Genomic DNA, 13,875 nt, shown 5'->3' with positions numbered 1-13,875 from the left:
CACCACGTCCTCGGACGCTAACCCGTCGCGCCAGGAACAGGTTGCCGAGCGCGAACAGCGTGAGCAGTTGGGCGGGGTTCTTGGCGAGGCCGCGGTATCGGGTCTTCGCGCCGCCGAACTGGCGCTTGATCACCCGGAAGGAATGCTCGGCCCTGGCGCGCACCTTGGCGATGATCCGGTCAATCCGCGCATCGACGGGATGCAATTGGTCCCCTTGGGAGCCCTGCGCATCACGCCCCAGAGCTTGCCTGGCCCCTTGAACTCGGCCTCGCGCTCGGCGCTGACATATCCCTTGTCGGTCCAGACCGAGCCTTCCTCCCCATGCAGCAGTTCGTCCCAGACCTGGCTGTCGTGCAGCCTGGCGGTCGAGGTCTCGAGGCCGTGCGTCACGCCCCTGTAGGCATCGATGCCGATGTGCGCCTTCATGCCGAAATACCAGTCGTTGCCCTTTTTCGTGGACAACATCTGGGGGTCACGGGCGCCCGACTTGGTCGAGGACGGCGCATCTATGATCCTTGCATCCACCAGCGTCCCCGAGCGCAAGCCGATACCCTTGTCCGCAAGGTGGACAGCGTCACCTACGGCCGCGCGGCTGGCGCTACGCCATCACCGGCGACACAGCCTTTGCGGCTGTATCCATCATGCGCTTCAGCGGGGAGAAGGCGCGCTTCGCCAAGGGCTCCAGCCCTAGCTTCATCATGCGATAGTTTGTTCGGTCATGATGCAACTCGCGTAGAACCGCAGCATGTCGGTCGCGCGCCGCCCGAATATCGACCCGGAGCGTCTGGCGGTCCTTTGGCTGGGCTTCGACCAGGGCATGACGCTGTTCACGATCACGCTGAAGCGGCCAGATGACTTCCATCTGGCTTTGCTTTTCAAGCGAAGTGCGTTTGACGGTCACGCGGTCCGGAAGGCCGCATAAGCCTTTGCGCAATTGTGCCGATCTTGCCGCTGCTTCGGAAACGGCTCGCTCTTTCTGCCTGAGGACCGGAATGCGAATCGGCATGGCGCGACCATTCCGCCCCTCGAAGGGTCCCGGGTCCGGCGACGGTCAGCGTGCCGCGACACCACCGAGGAAGCCTTGCCTGCCGGACCAGCCGATCCGATCAGAACCCGAACGAGAATTTGCGCACGATGCCCAGTCGCAGGGCGGGCTGGTAATCATCCTGCACGATGGGCGAATCCGCCGCATCGCCAATCAGCTTGCCATATTCAACCTCGCCCAGGATGGCGGTCTTGTCGTTGATCGCGTAGCGCGCGCGAAACTTGATCGCGGCGGAATTGAATCCGCCGCCGGGGCTGTATGTCGAATAGCCGCTGGCGATCGCCTCGGAGGGCGAGACGCCGAAATAGGTGCCGTTGTAGTCGTCGTTTCCGTAGCCAAGCTCCAGCCCCGACCACAACGTCACGCGGTCGCTGAGATCGGTCCGGTAGGTCGCGCCGACCTCGCCCGTCAAGCCCTCGTTGCCGCCAAAGCCCCGCCGCAGCGTTCCATAGGCGGTGACAGGCCCGGCACCATAGCTGACCTTGGCCCCAACCTCATAGGAACGGTCGATCTTGTCCAGCCCGGCCAGCGCCGCATCGTCGGAAGGATCGCGCGGGCCGACCAGACCCAGCGACGGCGCGATCGAAAAGCCCTGCTTCTCGCCGCCGGCGCCGCCCAGCCGCGCGTTCTGCCAGATTACCCAGGGCGAGACCTCGGCATCCTCTGCGCCCGGATAGGTCGGCTTGCCCTGCACCCCCAGCCCCAGTTCGACCGAGAAGTCGCGCCCGCCGGTCGCGCCGAAATCCTGCGCCAGCGCCGGCGCGGCCAAGGGTGCTGCAAAGAGCGCGGCAAGCAGAAGCTTTTTCATCAAGCAAAATCCGTCGGCATGACTATCTGAACTCTCTTTACGGGCGAATCGGGCCGTCGCACAAGCCGGTGCCTCACAATCCGCGCGGATGGCCGCGACGCGCGCGCATCCTGGCAACAGAATCAACCGGTTTCGGCGGCTTCCAGGTTTTCCAGCGCGGTCAGCCACAGTGTTTCGGCCCGCGCCATGGCCTGCGTCGCCTCATCGCGTTTCAGGGACCATTTCCGCGCTTCGTGCGGATCGTTGTAAAGTGACGGGTCGGCCAGTTTCACATCCAGCTTTTCCAGCATCTCGGTCAGCTTCTGCACCCTTTCCTCGGCCCGCCGGACCTGGGACCGCAGCGACAGCAATTCATCGCGCGGCGCGCGCCTGGGGGCGGGTTTCGACGTCTCGGCCTTCGGCTTGGGGTCGTCATCGCCCGACAGCAGGAAACGGCGATAATCGTCCAGATCACCCTCGTAGGCCGTTACCGCGCCCTCGTTGACCAACCACAGCCGGTCTGCGACCAACCCCAGCAGGTGCATGTCGTGGCTGACCAGCACCACCGCGCCGGTATAATCGTTCAGCGCCTCGGACAGCGCCTCGCGGCTTTCGATGTCGAGATGGTTGGTAGGTTCATCCAGGACCAGAAGATGCGGCGCGTCGATGGTCGCAATCAGCAGCGACAGCCGCGCCTTCTGGCCGCCCGACAATTGCCCGACGCGGGTTTCCGCCTGCGCCTCCATCAGCCCGAATCCCGCGAGCCGGGCGCGCAGCCGGGCCGGAGCCTCGTCCGGGCGCAGGCGGCGCACATGGTCGATGGGGGTTTCGTCCAGGTAAAGCTCATCGACCTGATGCTGGGCGAAATAGCCCACGCGCAGCTTGCCCGATCGGATCAGCTTGCCCGCCATCACGTCCAGCCTTTCGGCCAGCAGCTTCGACAGGGTCGATTTGCCCTGCCCGTTCCGGCCCAGAAGCGCGATCCGGTCGTCCTGGTCGATGCGCAGGTTCAGCTGCCGCAGCACCGCGCGATCGCCATAGCCCACGGCGACATTCTCCATCGCCACGATGGGCGGCGACAGATCCTCGGGCTGGGGAAAGCCGAAACGATGGAACCTGGCCTCTTCCGGCGCCGTGATGGGCTGCATCTTCTCCAGCATCTTGACCCGTGCCTGCGCCTGCCGCGCCTTGCTGGCCTTGGCGCGAAAGCGGTCCACGAAGCTTTGCAGATGCGCGCGCCGGGCGTGCTGTTTCTTTGCCTCGGCCGCCTGAAGCGCCCGCTTCTCGGCCCGAAGCCGGGCGAAATCGTCATAGCCGCCCGTGTAAAGCGTCAGCTTGCGCTGTTCGAGATGCAGGATATGGCCCACGGCGCGGTTCAACAGGTCGCGGTCGTGGCTGATAATGATGACGGTATGGGGATAGCGGGCCAGATAGGTCTCCAGCCACAACGCGCCTTCCAGGTCCAGATAGTTCGTCGGCTCGTCGAGAAGCAGCAGGTCGGGCCGCGCGAACAGCACCCCGGCCAGGGCCACGCGCATCCGCCAGCCACCCGAGAAATCGCTGGTCGGGCGGGCCTGATCGGCGGGCGAAAAGCCCAGCCCAACCAGAATCGAGGCCGCCCTAGCCTCGGCCGACCATGCGTCGATATCGGTCAGCCGGGTCTGGATCTCGGCGATGCGATGGGCGTCGGTGGCGCGGTCTGCCTCGGCCAGCAGGGCAGACCGTTCGCGATCTTCGGCCAGGACGGTTTGCAGCACCGGCAGCGCGGTTCCCGGCGCCTCCTGCGCCACACCGCCGATCCGGGCACGGCTGGGCAGCGCGATCTCACCCCCGTCCGGTGCGATCTCGCCGCGCAGCAGCCGGAACAGCGTGGTCTTGCCGGCGCCATTGGGGCCGACAAGGCCGACCTTGTGGCCTTCGGGAATGGTGGCCGAGGCCGCCTCGAAAAGCGGCCGGCCCTGAATGGAATAGAAGATGTCATCGATGCGCAGCATCCGCGCGACATGGCGCAAGGCAAGCGGGTCGTCAATGCCTGGTGGGGTGGCCATGCGCCCACGCTCATGCGTCGGACCGGCGAAGCCCGCGATCGGACCGATCGCCGTCAGACCGGACATGAAACCGCCCCGCGCAAGACGACGCTGCCTTGCAGATGCGCGGCGGCCATTCAGGTTCGCTCACGGCCCTCGGCCAAAGGGCTGGCGCCGGGGCAGAGGGCGGAATGTTCAAATCACCGTGGGATATCCGCATCGACCGGATCCAGGACTGGCGCACGGCAGAATCGCCATCCAGGCCGCAGGCGGCCAATCGGTCACAACCGCGCCAACTCCAGCCCGGGTGCGCCCTCGTTCTCCGTGAGCAAATACCCCGGGGGGCGCGGGGGGCTGGCCCCCCGCCGTCGCGGGACGCAGGAAATCCTGCCTCAGATCAGGCCTTCGGCGCGGAACTGCGCACGAATGTCGCGTTCGGGGCGCGGACCGACATGACTGATCACCTCCGCGGCGGCGATGCAGCCCATCCGGCCGGCGACCTCCAGTGGCGCGCCAAGCGCCAATCCATGGATCAGCCCTGCCGCGAATTGATCGCCCGCCCCCGTCGCGTCCACCGGCACGACCTTGTGGACCGCCGCCCCGACCCGTTCGTCGCCGCGTATCAGGATCGCGTCCTCGCCCGAGCGGGTGCAGATCACGGTGTCGCAATCGGCGCGGGCCAGAGCCAGGGCCTGCTCCAGATCCTCGGTTTGATAAAGCGAGGTCCATTCATGGACATTCCCGATCACGTAATCCATCGGTCCCGCGACCAGCCGGCGGAAATCCTCGCGGTGCCGATCGACGCAGAACGGATCCGACAGCGCGATGCCCGCCTGTCCGCCCGCCTTGTGACAGCAATCGGCGGCCTTCAGGAACGCCTCCTTTCCCTTCGGCTTGTCGAAAAGATAGCCCTCCAGAAACAGCCATCCGGCACCCTGAAAGACCGACGGGTTCACGTCGTCGGGGCCGAGTTCGGCCGAAATGCCCAGATAGGTGTTCATCGAGCGTTCGCCATCCGGCGTCACCAGGATGATGCTGCGCGAGGTCGGCAGCGCGTCACCCGCAACCGGTGGGTTGACAAAGACCGTCCCCGCAGCCTCGGTCTGCTCGGCATAGGAAAGGCCCAGGGCATCCTCGGCCACGCGGCCGATGAAGGCGGTCTTCAGCCCCAACGCGCCGATCCCCGCCAGCGTGTTGGCGACCGAGCCGCCCGGCACCAGCCGCGCCTGCGCCCGGCCCGGCCCGTGATCGTCGGCCTGGGCGGCCATCAGATATTCGGACCTGTCGCGTTCGATCAGCTGCATGATCCCCTTGGTCACGCCAAGCGCGCCCAGCCGCGCCTCGTCTGTGGGCGCGATCACGTCCATGACCGCATTGCCGATCCCGATGACATAGGGCGTGGTCATTCGGTCTTCTCCTCATAGGGACACAGGTCGCGGAAGATGCAGATGCCGCAGCGGGGGCGGCGGGCCTGGCAGATATAGCGCCCATGCAGGATCAGCCAATGATGGGCGTGGCGCTGAAAGCGGGCGGGAACGTTGTCCTCGATCGCGCGCTCGACCTCGCCCACGTCGCGGCCGGGCGCGATGCGGGTGCGGTTGCCGACGCGGTAGATATGCGTATCCACCGCCTGCGCCGGCTGACCGAAGGCGCTGTTCAGCACGACATTGGCGGTCTTGCGACCGACCCCAGGCAGGCTCATCAGCGCAGCGCGGCTGTCGGGGACGACGCCGCCATATTCCTCGACCAGGATTCGCGACAGCGCGATGACGTTCCTGGCCTTCTGCCGATAAAGCCCGATGGTCCGGATATGCCCGGTCAAGCCATCCAGCCCCAGATCCAGCATCTTCCGGGGCGTGTCGGCCACCGCGAACAATTCCCGCGTGGCCTTGTTCACCCCCAGATCGGTCGCCTGCGCCGACAGCGCGACGGCCACGACCAGCGTGAAGGGATTCGAGAAATTCAGTTCGCTCTCGGGCCGGGGATTGGCCTCGCGCAGCCGCGAAAAGATCGCGACCTGCTGATCGAAGGGCAAGGGGGCGGGCAGACGGGCCATGACGCGGTGCTTGTGACGCCGGTCGCGCGGCTTTGCAAGCCAGGTGTTCCCGCGTCGCGATTCTCACCGGATTGTGCCGACAATCCAGCCACTTCCACGCGGACGTGACTTTCCTTCCGGCGGGAACTGCGACAGCGTGACGCGCGTTGGAAGGCGGTCCCGCGCGGGGTCCGCTGGTCTTCGGCCCGGCGCCAGGCAAGGGCCTTGACGAACAAGGAAGGGGAATCCCATGAAGATTCGCGTCACCACGATCCTCGCCGCATCGGGCCTGATCGCCCTCGGCGCCTGCACCGATCCCTCGCTGAACGGCGGCACGTCCGGCGCCGGCACAGGCCCCGGCGGCCTGAGCCGCACCCAGCAAGGTGCCCTGGCCGGTGCGGCGATCGGCGCCGTGCTGGGTGGCACGCGCGACGAGGACAAGAACAACCGCGGCCGCGACGCCGCACGGGGCGCGATCCTCGGCGCGGCGGCAGGGGCCGTCGCGGGCAATATCCTCGACCGCCAGGCGGCCGCGCTGGAACAGGCGGTGCAGAACCCGAACGTGCAGATCGTCAACCGCGGCTCGTATCTGCAGGTGACCCTGCCCGAAGGGATTCTGTTCGCCACCGATTCGGCCGCCGTCTCTGGCCCGGCGCAAAACGATCTCTATGCTGTCGCGCGCAACCTGAACCAGTATCCCGACAGCCGCGTCGAGGTGGTGGGTCACACCGACGATACCGGCAGCGCCGCCTATAACCAGGATCTGTCGGAACGCCGCGCCCGGTCGGTCGCGGGCATCCTGACGGCAGGCGGCGTGTCGCCCGCGCGCGTCGTGGCCGTGGGTCGCGGCGAAAGCCAACCCGTTGCCTCGAATGCGACGGCGCAGGGCAAGGCGCAGAACCGCCGTGTCGAAATTCTGATCCGCCCGACCCGCTGATCGCGGAGGACGGAACACAGGATTGGCAAGGGCCGGTTTCGACCGGCCCTTTCATGTTGAATTTCCGGGCAACCGACCGGCAAGAAATCGCGGAAATCCGCGCCACGACGTTGCGTCGCGAACCCTCCGACGCGCGAAGAGTTGTGGTCTGGTGGAGGCGATCGCTGTAAAAGCCGCACCTGCCCCGTATCGGACAGCCGGCCCCGGGCGAGCCCTGTGCAGGTTCGGCGCGGACATCCGACCCGCCCGGGCATGCCGCCACAGCCCGATCGCCGCATGTCGGTGGCCGGCCGATTCGTCCGTGTGAGCAGACGCGAGACGCGGACGAGGAAACCCCCGGCCATGCGGCCGGGGGTTTTTCACTGTCCGACTGAACGAAAGGCTCAGTTCAGGCGACGCGCCACGTCTTCGATGGCGTCATCGATACCGGCCGACCGCTGCCCTGCGGCGACCTGCTGCGCCAGAAGTTCGGATGCGGCGGCGACGGCGGTGCGGACCGCGCGGTCGCGGACGGCACGAACCGCATCGCTTTCGGCGCTGGCGATCTGTTCCTCGGCGGCCTTCAGGCGACGCTCGATCGAGATCTTCAGATCTTCCTTGGCCTTGGCGGCCTGCGCCTCGGCCTCGCGCTTGGCATTGGCGATGATCTGGTCCGCCTGCCCCGAAACCTCGCGCTGCCGGCGTTCATAGCTGGCATAGATTTCCTGCGCTTCCTCGCGCAGACGCTTGGCTTCGTCCAGATCCCTGCGGATGCCACCGGCGCGCTTGTCCAGCAGATCGCCGATGATCGTGGGCACCTTGTAGTAGATCAGGATGCCGACAAAGATCAGGAAGGCAATGGTGACGATGAAGTCGGTATTGCCGAGCGAGAAGAACGACCCCGGTGCCGCGGCGGCCGGTCCGGCGGCGCCTGCCGCAAATACGGCGATGATGCCGGTTTTCTTCATTGCAACGCCCTCTCCATACGGTTGTCCACAGCCTGATCGACGGCGCCCTGATCAACCTGGCCACCGAAGGTTTCGACCAGTTGCGCGGTCACCTCGCGGGCGACCTGACGGGCATCGGCCTGGGCGGAATCGCGGATCTCGCGGATGCGCTTTTCCGATTCCGACACGCGCGCGGCGATTTCCGCATCGGCATGGGCGATGGCGGCATCCAGTTCCTTCTGGATCTCGGCGCGGTTGGCCGCGACGATCTTTCCGGCCTCGCCGCGGGCCTCTGCCAGCGCCTTGTCATAGGCCGCCTCGGCATCCTTGGCGCGCTGCTTGAACTCTTCCGCCGCCATCAGATCCCCGGTGATCGCGCCCTGACGGTCCGAGATGACGGCCGCGATCCGGGGCAGCGCGATTTTCGACAGAACCCAATACAGCACCACCAGCGAAATCGCGAGCCAGAAGATCTGGTTCGGGAACGTGTCGAAGTTCAGCTGCGGCATGCCGGGCGCGCTAGCCTCGCCGGCAGCCGCGGCGGCTTGCGCAGTTGCCCCGCCATGCTCTGACGCGGCTGCGGCGCCTTGGGATTGTTCGACCACGGTCGTCGCGGCCTCTTGCAACAGGCTTATCATGTAACCCCCTGGCCTCTCGGGTCACGAAGGGGCGAAGGCGTCGGCCCTCACCCCGCCGCAAGGATGGCGTGGGATCAGACCGCGAACATCAGCAGAAGCGAAACGAGGAACGCGAAGATCCCCAGAGCTTCCGCGAAGGCGATGCCGATGAACAGCGTCGCGGTCTGGCCGGCTGCGGCCGACGGGTTGCGCAGGGCGCCGGACAGGAAGTTGCCGGCGACATTGCCAACACCGACGGCGGCCACGCCCGAACCGATGGCAGCCAGACCGGCACCGATATACTGACCCAGTTGAGCGATATTGCCTTCCATGATGAATCTCCTTGCGGTTGGAAGTGATGAATTGGCGGATGGATTGACCTGACGGCCGGCCGGCGCCTAGTGCGACGGGTGCAGCGCGTCCTTCAGATAGACACAGGTCAGGATCGTGAAGACATAGGCCTGGATGAAGGCCACCAGCAGTTCCAGCCCGAACATCGCGGTCACGGCCAGGATCGACAGCGGCGAGATCACGGCGATGGCCGAGAAGCCGGCAAAGACCTTGATCACCGCGTGACCGGCCATCATGTTTCCGGCGAGACGAACGGAATGGCTGACGGGGCGGACGAAATACGAGATCAGCTCGATCAGCGCCAGGACGGGGCGCAGCACCAGCGGAGCGGATGTCACCCAGAACAGGCCCAGGAACGCGGTCCCGTTCTTGAGGAAACCGATGGTGGTGACGCTGATGAAGACGGCCAGCGCCAGAACGCCGGTGACGGCGACATGCGAGGTGACGGTGAAGGACTTGGGCAGAAGGCCCAGCATGTTGCCGAACACGATGAACATGAACAGCGTCATGATATAGGGGAAATATTTCAGCCCATCCTTGCCGGCCACGTCCTCGACCATCTTGTGGATCATGCCATAGGCCAGCTCGGCCACGGATTGCAGGCGGTTGGGCACGATGGCCCGGCCGCGCGTGCCCAGAACCATCAGCGCGGTGATCGCCAGCACAGCGATCGCCATCCACAGCGTCACATTGGTGGGCGTATACCAGTGGACCGGGCCATCGCCGAAAAGCGGACTGACCTCGAACTGCTGCATGGGATGGAAGACAAGGCCGGTTTCTTTCTCCGTATCGGATGCCACGGTCAATCCCTCTTCTCGGTCTCCGGCGCGGGGCCGGGCTTGCGGTCAAGTTCGGCTGCGGTGCGCATCATCGTCTTGATGCCGGCCGCGAAGCCGAGGAAAATGAACAGGATCATCAGAAGCGGCGTGGTGCCGAGCAGATAATCCAACCCGTAACCGATCCCGAAGCCGATCCCGATCCCGGCCACGATCTCGATCACCATGCGCCAGGCCAGATGGGCCTGGTCATGGCCCGCCATCGGCGCGTCGGCCTTCGGCTTGGGCGTCAGCTTCGACAGCCGTTCCTCCAGATCGCGCAAGCGAGAGGCCTCGTCCTCTCTGTCGCTGCCGGTCCGGGGCCCTTCGGCCATCTCTGCTGCCCCCTTGTTATCCGTGCGGTGTCTAGGGTGGTTTGGCAGCCAAGTCAAGCAACCGGGAAAGATGCGCAATGGTTTGTATGGAAACGACATTTCTATTTTCGGGCAGGGATGCGCGGCGGTTGCAATCGCGCCCGCGCGCGGACATTATTCAACCGCGCAGTTGACCTTTGCCAGCCCGGAAAGCCATGACCCTCCCGGATCCCGACCGCCTGAACCTGATCTTCGCCGCGCTGGCCGATCCGACGCGGCGCCGGGTCCTGTCGATGCTGCTCGAGGACGACATGGCCGTCAGCGACGTTGCGCATCCTTTCGAGATGAGCCTTGCGGCGATCTCGAAACATCTGACGGTGCTTGCGGCGGCCGGATTGATCCGGCAGGAGAGGCGCGGCCGGATCACCTGGTGCATGCTGGATCCCGACGGGATGCGTCGCGCCTCGGTCTGGATGCAGGGTTTCGGTCAGTTCGATCCCGTCGATCTGGACGATTTCGAACGGTTTCTGAAAGCCGAGATGAAGGAATGGACCGAAGAATGACCGACCGCCCCGACATCCTGTGCATCGGCGCGATGCTGTGGGACGTGATCGGGCGCGCGCCACGCCGGATGGCGCCGGGCGCCGACGTTCCGGGCCGAATCCGTCACCTGCCGGGCGGAGTGGCGCTGAACGTGGCGGTGGCCCTGGCCCGCCGGGGCCTGGCCCCCGCCGTGCTGTCGGCGGTCGGTCGCGACCCCGAGGGCTGCGCGCTGGTGGCCGAGGCCCAGCGGCTGGGCGTGCTGACCGGCTGGCTGTCGCGCGAAACCGGCCTGCCCACGGATTGCTACATGGGCATCGAGGACAGCGAGGGCCTGATCGCGGCCATCGCAGACGCCCATTCGCTGGAACGGGCGGGCGGCGCGATCCTTGCGCCGCTGTCGGGCGATCTGGCGGGCTGGACGGCGCCCGTGGTTCTGGACGGCAACCTGACCGAGGATCTGCTGTCCGCGATCGCCCGCGATCCGCGTCTGGCAGGGGCCGACCTGCGGATCGTGCCCGCCAGTCCCGGCAAGGCCGAGCGGCTGGAACCGCTGATCGCCGCCCGCCGCGGTTGTTTCTACCTGAACCGGCTGGAGGCCGAGATTCTTGCCGGCCGATCCTGCCCCGATGCCGCCGCTGCCGCCGAGGCCGTGGTGGCGCGCGGCGCGGCCCGTGTCCTGGTCACCGACGGCGCGCATCCGGCGGCCGAGGCGATGGCCAATGCACCGACCCTGACCTGCGCCCCGCCGCATGTGACGGTGGCGCGCGTGACCGGCGCGGGCGATTGCTTCCTCGCCGCGCATCTGGCTGCCGAATTGAAGGCCCAGCCACGCGGCGACGCGCTGCGCCGGGCGGTCGAGGCATCGGCCGCCCACGTCTCGGGGCGCGACGTGCCATGAAACACCGTTGCCGGTACCCGTCCGCCACCATGCCGCCGAGGCAGAACCAGCCGGCGCGCGTTCACACCGCCAGTCGGGCGCGGCCCTCTGCACCCTGTTCGTCGAAGCCCATCTGAAAGCCGTATCATGACTGCCCCCCTGACCTTCTCGCCCGAAGTCTCTGCCGCCCTGGATGCCGGCGATCCCGTCGTCGCCCTGGAATCGACCATCATCACCCACGGCATGCCCTTTCCGCAAAACCTGGACATGGCGCGGCAGGTGGAAGCGGTGGTCCGGCAAGCCGGCGCGACGCCCGCCACGATCGCCGTCATGGGCGGACGGATCCATATCGGCCTGACCGACACGGCGCTGCAGGACCTGGCCCGGACCCCGCCCGAACGGGCGATGAAGCTCAGTCGCGCCGATCTGGCGGTCTGCGTGGCCGATGGCCGGACCGGCGCGACCACCGTCGCCGCGACCATGATCTGCGCCGCGCTTGCGGGAATCCGGGTTTTTGCCACCGGCGGCATTGGCGGCGTTCATCGCGGGGCCGAGACCAGCTTCGACATCTCGGCCGATCTTCAGGAACTGGCCCGGACCCCGGTGACCGTGGTGGCGGCCGGCGCCAAGGCGATCCTCGATCTGCCGAAGACCTGGGAAGTGCTGGAAACGCTGGGCGTGCCGGTCATCGCCTATGCGCAGGACGAATTGCCCGCCTTCTGGTCGCGGACCAGCGGTATTCCGGCGCCGCTGCGCATGGACAGCGCGGACCAGATCGCCAGGGCCGCCGCGATGCGCGCCCGGCTGGGCCTGGCGGGTGGCCAACTGGTCGCCAACCCGATCCCCCACGAGGCCGAGATCCCGCGCGATCGGATCATGCCGGTGATCGAACAGGCGCTGGCCGAGGCCGCAGCGCAGAAGATCGCCGCCAAGCAGGTGACACCGTTCCTGCTGCAACGGATTTTCGAACTGACCGAGGGACGCTCGCTGCACTCCAATATCGCCCTCGTGCTGAACAATGCGCGACTGGCGGCCGAAATCGCTGCCGCGATGGCGAAAGCGGCTTGACCGCCCGGCCAAGCCGCCCGATCCATTCCTCATGCGCATGGACCCTGCCCTGCCTCCAAGACGCCCGGGACTTCTGGGAATGCTGCGGTCGAACTTTCTGGCCGGGCTGGTCGTGGTCGCGCCGATCGGGATCACGGTCTGGCTGATCTGGACGCTGACCGGCTGGATGGACAGCTGGGTCCTGCCGATGGTGCCGCCGCGCTGGCGACCCGAGAATTACATCGGCATCCCGCTGCGCGGGGTCGGCGTCGTCTTCTTTTTGCTGTTCACGGTGCTGATCGGCTGGGTCGCCAAGGGCTGGGTCGGTCGCGCGCTGCTGCGCACCGGCGAGCGGATCGTGGCCCGGATGCCCATCGTGCGATCCGTCTATGGTGCGGTGAAACAGATCGCCGAGACGATCCTGTCGCAGGACGAGGCCCGGTTCGACCGCGCCTGCATGATCGAATATCCGCGAAAGGGCCTGTGGGCCCTGGGCTTTGTCGCCGGGCCGGCCAAGGGCGAATTGGTCAGCCGCACCGCCGATGACCTGATTGCCGTCTTCGTGCCGACGACGCCCAACCCGACCTCTGGCTTCCTGATCTACGTCCCGGCCAGCGACGTCACGATCCTGTCGATGTCGGTCGAGGATGCGGCCAAGCTGATCATCTCGGCCGGGCTGGTCTATCCGGCGCAGTCGTCCAAGACCACGCCGCGCGAGGACAGGGCGGGCGACAGGAACGGCTAGGTCACCGACTCATAAGCGCGCAACCAGATGCGTGTTGCGGCAAGTTTGACGAGTGCGAGGAAGTTGGCGTCGTGTTTCTCGTATCGGGTCGCTATCGCCCTGTAATGCTTGAGCTTTGAGAAGAACCGTTCGATCCGGTTGCGACGGCGGTAGGTGTTCTTGTCCAGCGGCGGCGGGGCGGAGCGTCGTGGGATCTGTCTGATGACTGCTTTCGCGCCAACCCGCGCGAGATGATCGCGCAACCGATTGCTGTCCTAGGCCGCGTCCGCGAGCAGGGTCTGGCCCGATCCGATCGTGCCCAGCATGTCGTCGGCAGACCGACCGTCATGGGCATGCCCGGCGGTCAGCTTGAGGGTGATCGGCAGGCCCTGGGCATCGGTGACGGCGTGGATCTTGGTCGTCAGGCCGCCCCGCGAGCGCCCCATGCAGACGGCTCGAAAGTCACCCACACCGGCGGGGCCGGCGGGCGCTTTGCCCCCGTTTTTGCGTTGGCTCCGTGCTGGTGGACGCGGATCGAGGACCTGTCCACCGACTGTTCCGAACCTTCGTAAGCCGCTGACACAGCTTCGAATATCCGATCCCATACACCCAGACGCGCCCAACGGACAAAGCGGTTATAACACGTGGTGTAGGGGCCATGGCGCTCGGGGATGTCGGCCCAGGGAGAACCGGTCCGGAGCCGCCAGTAGATGCCGTTCAGGACCCGACGATCATCGACCCGCGCAACCCCGCGCGGCTTGTTCGGCAAAAGTGGCGCGATGACAGACCACTCGAAATCGGTCAATTGGTAGCGACGTTGGGACAAGCTG

The 13,875-nt window shown here is 66.5% G+C and carries 15 protein-coding genes and 2 pseudogenes; 5 read left to right on the top strand and 12 right to left on the bottom strand.

Annotated elements, in window-relative coordinates:
• The 6 genes and pseudogenes from B4A72_RS01320 to nth all read right to left on the bottom strand — a co-directional run.
• Window positions 1-567: pseudogene (locus tag B4A72_RS01320) on the bottom strand (IS5 family transposase); the annotation flags it as partial.
• 31 nt (window positions 568-598) lie between these two features.
• Entirely contained in the window at window positions 599-1,006 is a 408-nt protein-coding gene (locus B4A72_RS01315) for a hypothetical protein (protein WP_292958873.1), read from the bottom strand.
• A 100-nt stretch (window positions 1,007-1,106) separates the two neighbouring features.
• Complete coding sequence (locus B4A72_RS01310; RefSeq protein ID WP_292958875.1) at window positions 1,107-1,853, bottom strand: MipA/OmpV family protein; 747 nt, start codon at window positions 1,851-1,853, stop codon at window positions 1,107-1,109.
• A 122-nt stretch (window positions 1,854-1,975) separates the two neighbouring features.
• The gene (locus tag B4A72_RS01305) at window positions 1,976-3,826 is read right to left on the bottom strand and encodes an ABC-F family ATP-binding cassette domain-containing protein (protein ID WP_292958943.1); all 1,851 of its coding nucleotides are present in this window, start codon (window positions 3,824-3,826) and stop codon (window positions 1,976-1,978) included.
• 425 nt (window positions 3,827-4,251) lie between these two features.
• Window positions 4,252-5,265 carry an adenosine kinase gene (locus B4A72_RS01300; protein WP_292958877.1) on the bottom strand — a complete coding sequence of 338 codons (1,014 nt, stop codon included), beginning with the start codon at window positions 5,263-5,265 and terminating at the stop codon, window positions 4,252-4,254.
• Window positions 5,262-5,915 (bottom strand): endonuclease III, encoded by a 654-nt coding sequence (gene nth, locus B4A72_RS01295; protein ID WP_292958879.1) that lies wholly within the window; start codon window positions 5,913-5,915, stop codon window positions 5,262-5,264. Before nth ends, B4A72_RS01300 begins: the two co-directional genes overlap by 4 nt.
• A gap of 229 nt (window positions 5,916-6,144) precedes the next feature.
• Here nth and B4A72_RS01290 point away from each other — a divergent pair, with 229 nt between their 5' ends.
• On the top strand, window positions 6,145-6,831 hold the full coding sequence (locus B4A72_RS01290; protein WP_292958881.1) for an OmpA family protein: 687 nt from the start codon (window positions 6,145-6,147) through the stop codon (window positions 6,829-6,831).
• A 383-nt stretch (window positions 6,832-7,214) separates the two neighbouring features.
• On the opposite strand, the gene B4A72_RS01285 is transcribed toward B4A72_RS01290, so the two are convergent.
• The 5 genes from B4A72_RS01285 to B4A72_RS01265 form a co-directional block, all read right to left on the bottom strand.
• Window positions 7,215-7,778, bottom strand: coding sequence for a F0F1 ATP synthase subunit B (locus B4A72_RS01285; RefSeq protein WP_292958883.1), 564 nt, complete (start codon window positions 7,776-7,778; stop codon window positions 7,215-7,217).
• Entirely contained in the window at window positions 7,775-8,395 is a 621-nt protein-coding gene (locus B4A72_RS01280) for a F0F1 ATP synthase subunit B' (RefSeq protein WP_292958885.1), read from the bottom strand. The genes B4A72_RS01285 and B4A72_RS01280 overlap by 4 nt, the downstream gene beginning before the upstream one ends.
• Window positions 8,396-8,469: 74 nt before the next feature.
• Window positions 8,470-8,706 carry a F0F1 ATP synthase subunit C gene (locus tag B4A72_RS01275; RefSeq protein ID WP_292958886.1) on the bottom strand — a complete coding sequence of 79 codons (237 nt, stop codon included), beginning with the start codon at window positions 8,704-8,706 and terminating at the stop codon, window positions 8,470-8,472.
• Window positions 8,707-8,772: 66 nt separating this feature from the next.
• Window positions 8,773-9,480, bottom strand: coding sequence for a F0F1 ATP synthase subunit A (locus B4A72_RS01270; RefSeq protein ID WP_292958945.1), 708 nt, complete (start codon window positions 9,478-9,480; stop codon window positions 8,773-8,775).
• Between the two features lie 47 nt (window positions 9,481-9,527).
• Window positions 9,528-9,875, bottom strand: a complete 348-nt coding sequence (locus B4A72_RS01265; protein WP_292958888.1) for an AtpZ/AtpI family protein — start codon at window positions 9,873-9,875, stop codon at window positions 9,528-9,530.
• 194 nt (window positions 9,876-10,069) lie between these two features.
• Here B4A72_RS01265 and B4A72_RS01260 point away from each other — a divergent pair, with 194 nt between their 5' ends.
• The 4 genes from B4A72_RS01260 to B4A72_RS01245 all read left to right on the top strand — a co-directional run bounded on the left by B4A72_RS01260 (window position 10,070) and on the right by B4A72_RS01245 (window position 13,066).
• Complete coding sequence (locus B4A72_RS01260) at window positions 10,070-10,417, top strand: ArsR/SmtB family transcription factor (RefSeq protein WP_292958890.1); 348 nt, start codon at window positions 10,070-10,072, stop codon at window positions 10,415-10,417.
• Window positions 10,414-11,295 carry a PfkB family carbohydrate kinase gene (locus B4A72_RS01255; protein ID WP_292958892.1) on the top strand — a complete coding sequence of 294 codons (882 nt, stop codon included), beginning with the start codon at window positions 10,414-10,416 and terminating at the stop codon, window positions 11,293-11,295. Before B4A72_RS01260 ends, B4A72_RS01255 begins: the two co-directional genes overlap by 4 nt.
• 126 nt (window positions 11,296-11,421) lie before the next feature.
• Window positions 11,422-12,342, top strand: coding sequence for a pseudouridine-5'-phosphate glycosidase (locus B4A72_RS01250; RefSeq protein ID WP_292977979.1), 921 nt, complete (start codon window positions 11,422-11,424; stop codon window positions 12,340-12,342).
• A gap of 31 nt (window positions 12,343-12,373) precedes the next feature.
• The gene (locus B4A72_RS01245; RefSeq protein ID WP_292977978.1) at window positions 12,374-13,066 is read left to right on the top strand and encodes a DUF502 domain-containing protein; all 693 of its coding nucleotides are present in this window, start codon (window positions 12,374-12,376) and stop codon (window positions 13,064-13,066) included.
• Here B4A72_RS01245 and B4A72_RS01240 read toward each other — a convergent pair.
• Window positions 13,063-13,871: pseudogene (locus tag B4A72_RS01240) on the bottom strand (IS5 family transposase). The gene B4A72_RS01245 and the pseudogene B4A72_RS01240 overlap by 4 nt on opposite strands.
• Window positions 13,872-13,875: the final 4 nt, after the last annotated feature.

The sequence above is a fragment of the Paracoccus sp. UBA5162 genome (assembly GCF_002413585.1).
In the GTDB taxonomy this organism is placed as follows: Bacteria; Pseudomonadota; Alphaproteobacteria; order Rhodobacterales; family Rhodobacteraceae; genus Paracoccus.
This window is presented reverse-complemented; position numbering and strand designations above follow the sequence as displayed.

What these genes read in the sequence shown, in the direction of transcription:
- B4A72_RS01315 (WP_292958873.1), bottom strand. Translation starts at nt 1,006, where the DNA reads ATGCCGATTCGCATTCCGGTCCTCAGGCAGAAAGAGCGAGCCGTTTCC.
- B4A72_RS01310 (WP_292958875.1), bottom strand. Translation starts at nt 1,853, where the DNA reads ATGAAAAAGCTTCTGCTTGCCGCGCTCTTTGCAGCACCCTTGGCCGCG.
- B4A72_RS01305 (WP_292958943.1), bottom strand. Translation starts at nt 3,826, where the DNA reads ATGCTGCGCATCGATGACATCTTCTATTCCATTCAGGGCCGGCCGCTT.
- B4A72_RS01300 (WP_292958877.1), bottom strand. Translation starts at nt 5,265, where the DNA reads ATGACCACGCCCTATGTCATCGGGATCGGCAATGCGGTCATGGACGTG.
- nth (WP_292958879.1), bottom strand. Translation starts at nt 5,915, where the DNA reads ATGGCCCGTCTGCCCGCCCCCTTGCCCTTCGATCAGCAGGTCGCGATC.
- B4A72_RS01290 (WP_292958881.1), top strand. Translation starts at nt 6,145, where the DNA reads ATGAAGATTCGCGTCACCACGATCCTCGCCGCATCGGGCCTGATCGCC.
- B4A72_RS01285 (WP_292958883.1), bottom strand. Translation starts at nt 7,778, where the DNA reads ATGAAGAAAACCGGCATCATCGCCGTATTTGCGGCAGGCGCCGCCGGA.
- B4A72_RS01280 (WP_292958885.1), bottom strand. Translation starts at nt 8,395, where the DNA reads ATGATAAGCCTGTTGCAAGAGGCCGCGACGACCGTGGTCGAACAATCC.
- B4A72_RS01275 (WP_292958886.1), bottom strand. Translation starts at nt 8,706, where the DNA reads ATGGAAGGCAATATCGCTCAACTGGGTCAGTATATCGGTGCCGGTCTG.
- B4A72_RS01270 (WP_292958945.1), bottom strand. Translation starts at nt 9,480, where the DNA reads ATGCAGCAGTTCGAGGTCAGTCCGCTTTTCGGCGATGGCCCGGTCCAC.
- B4A72_RS01265 (WP_292958888.1), bottom strand. Translation starts at nt 9,875, where the DNA reads ATGGCCGAAGGGCCCCGGACCGGCAGCGACAGAGAGGACGAGGCCTCT.
- B4A72_RS01260 (WP_292958890.1), top strand. Translation starts at nt 10,070, where the DNA reads ATGACCCTCCCGGATCCCGACCGCCTGAACCTGATCTTCGCCGCGCTG.
- B4A72_RS01255 (WP_292958892.1), top strand. Translation starts at nt 10,414, where the DNA reads ATGACCGACCGCCCCGACATCCTGTGCATCGGCGCGATGCTGTGGGAC.
- B4A72_RS01250 (WP_292977979.1), top strand. Translation starts at nt 11,422, where the DNA reads ATGACTGCCCCCCTGACCTTCTCGCCCGAAGTCTCTGCCGCCCTGGAT.
- B4A72_RS01245 (WP_292977978.1), top strand. Translation starts at nt 12,374, where the DNA reads ATGCGCATGGACCCTGCCCTGCCTCCAAGACGCCCGGGACTTCTGGGA.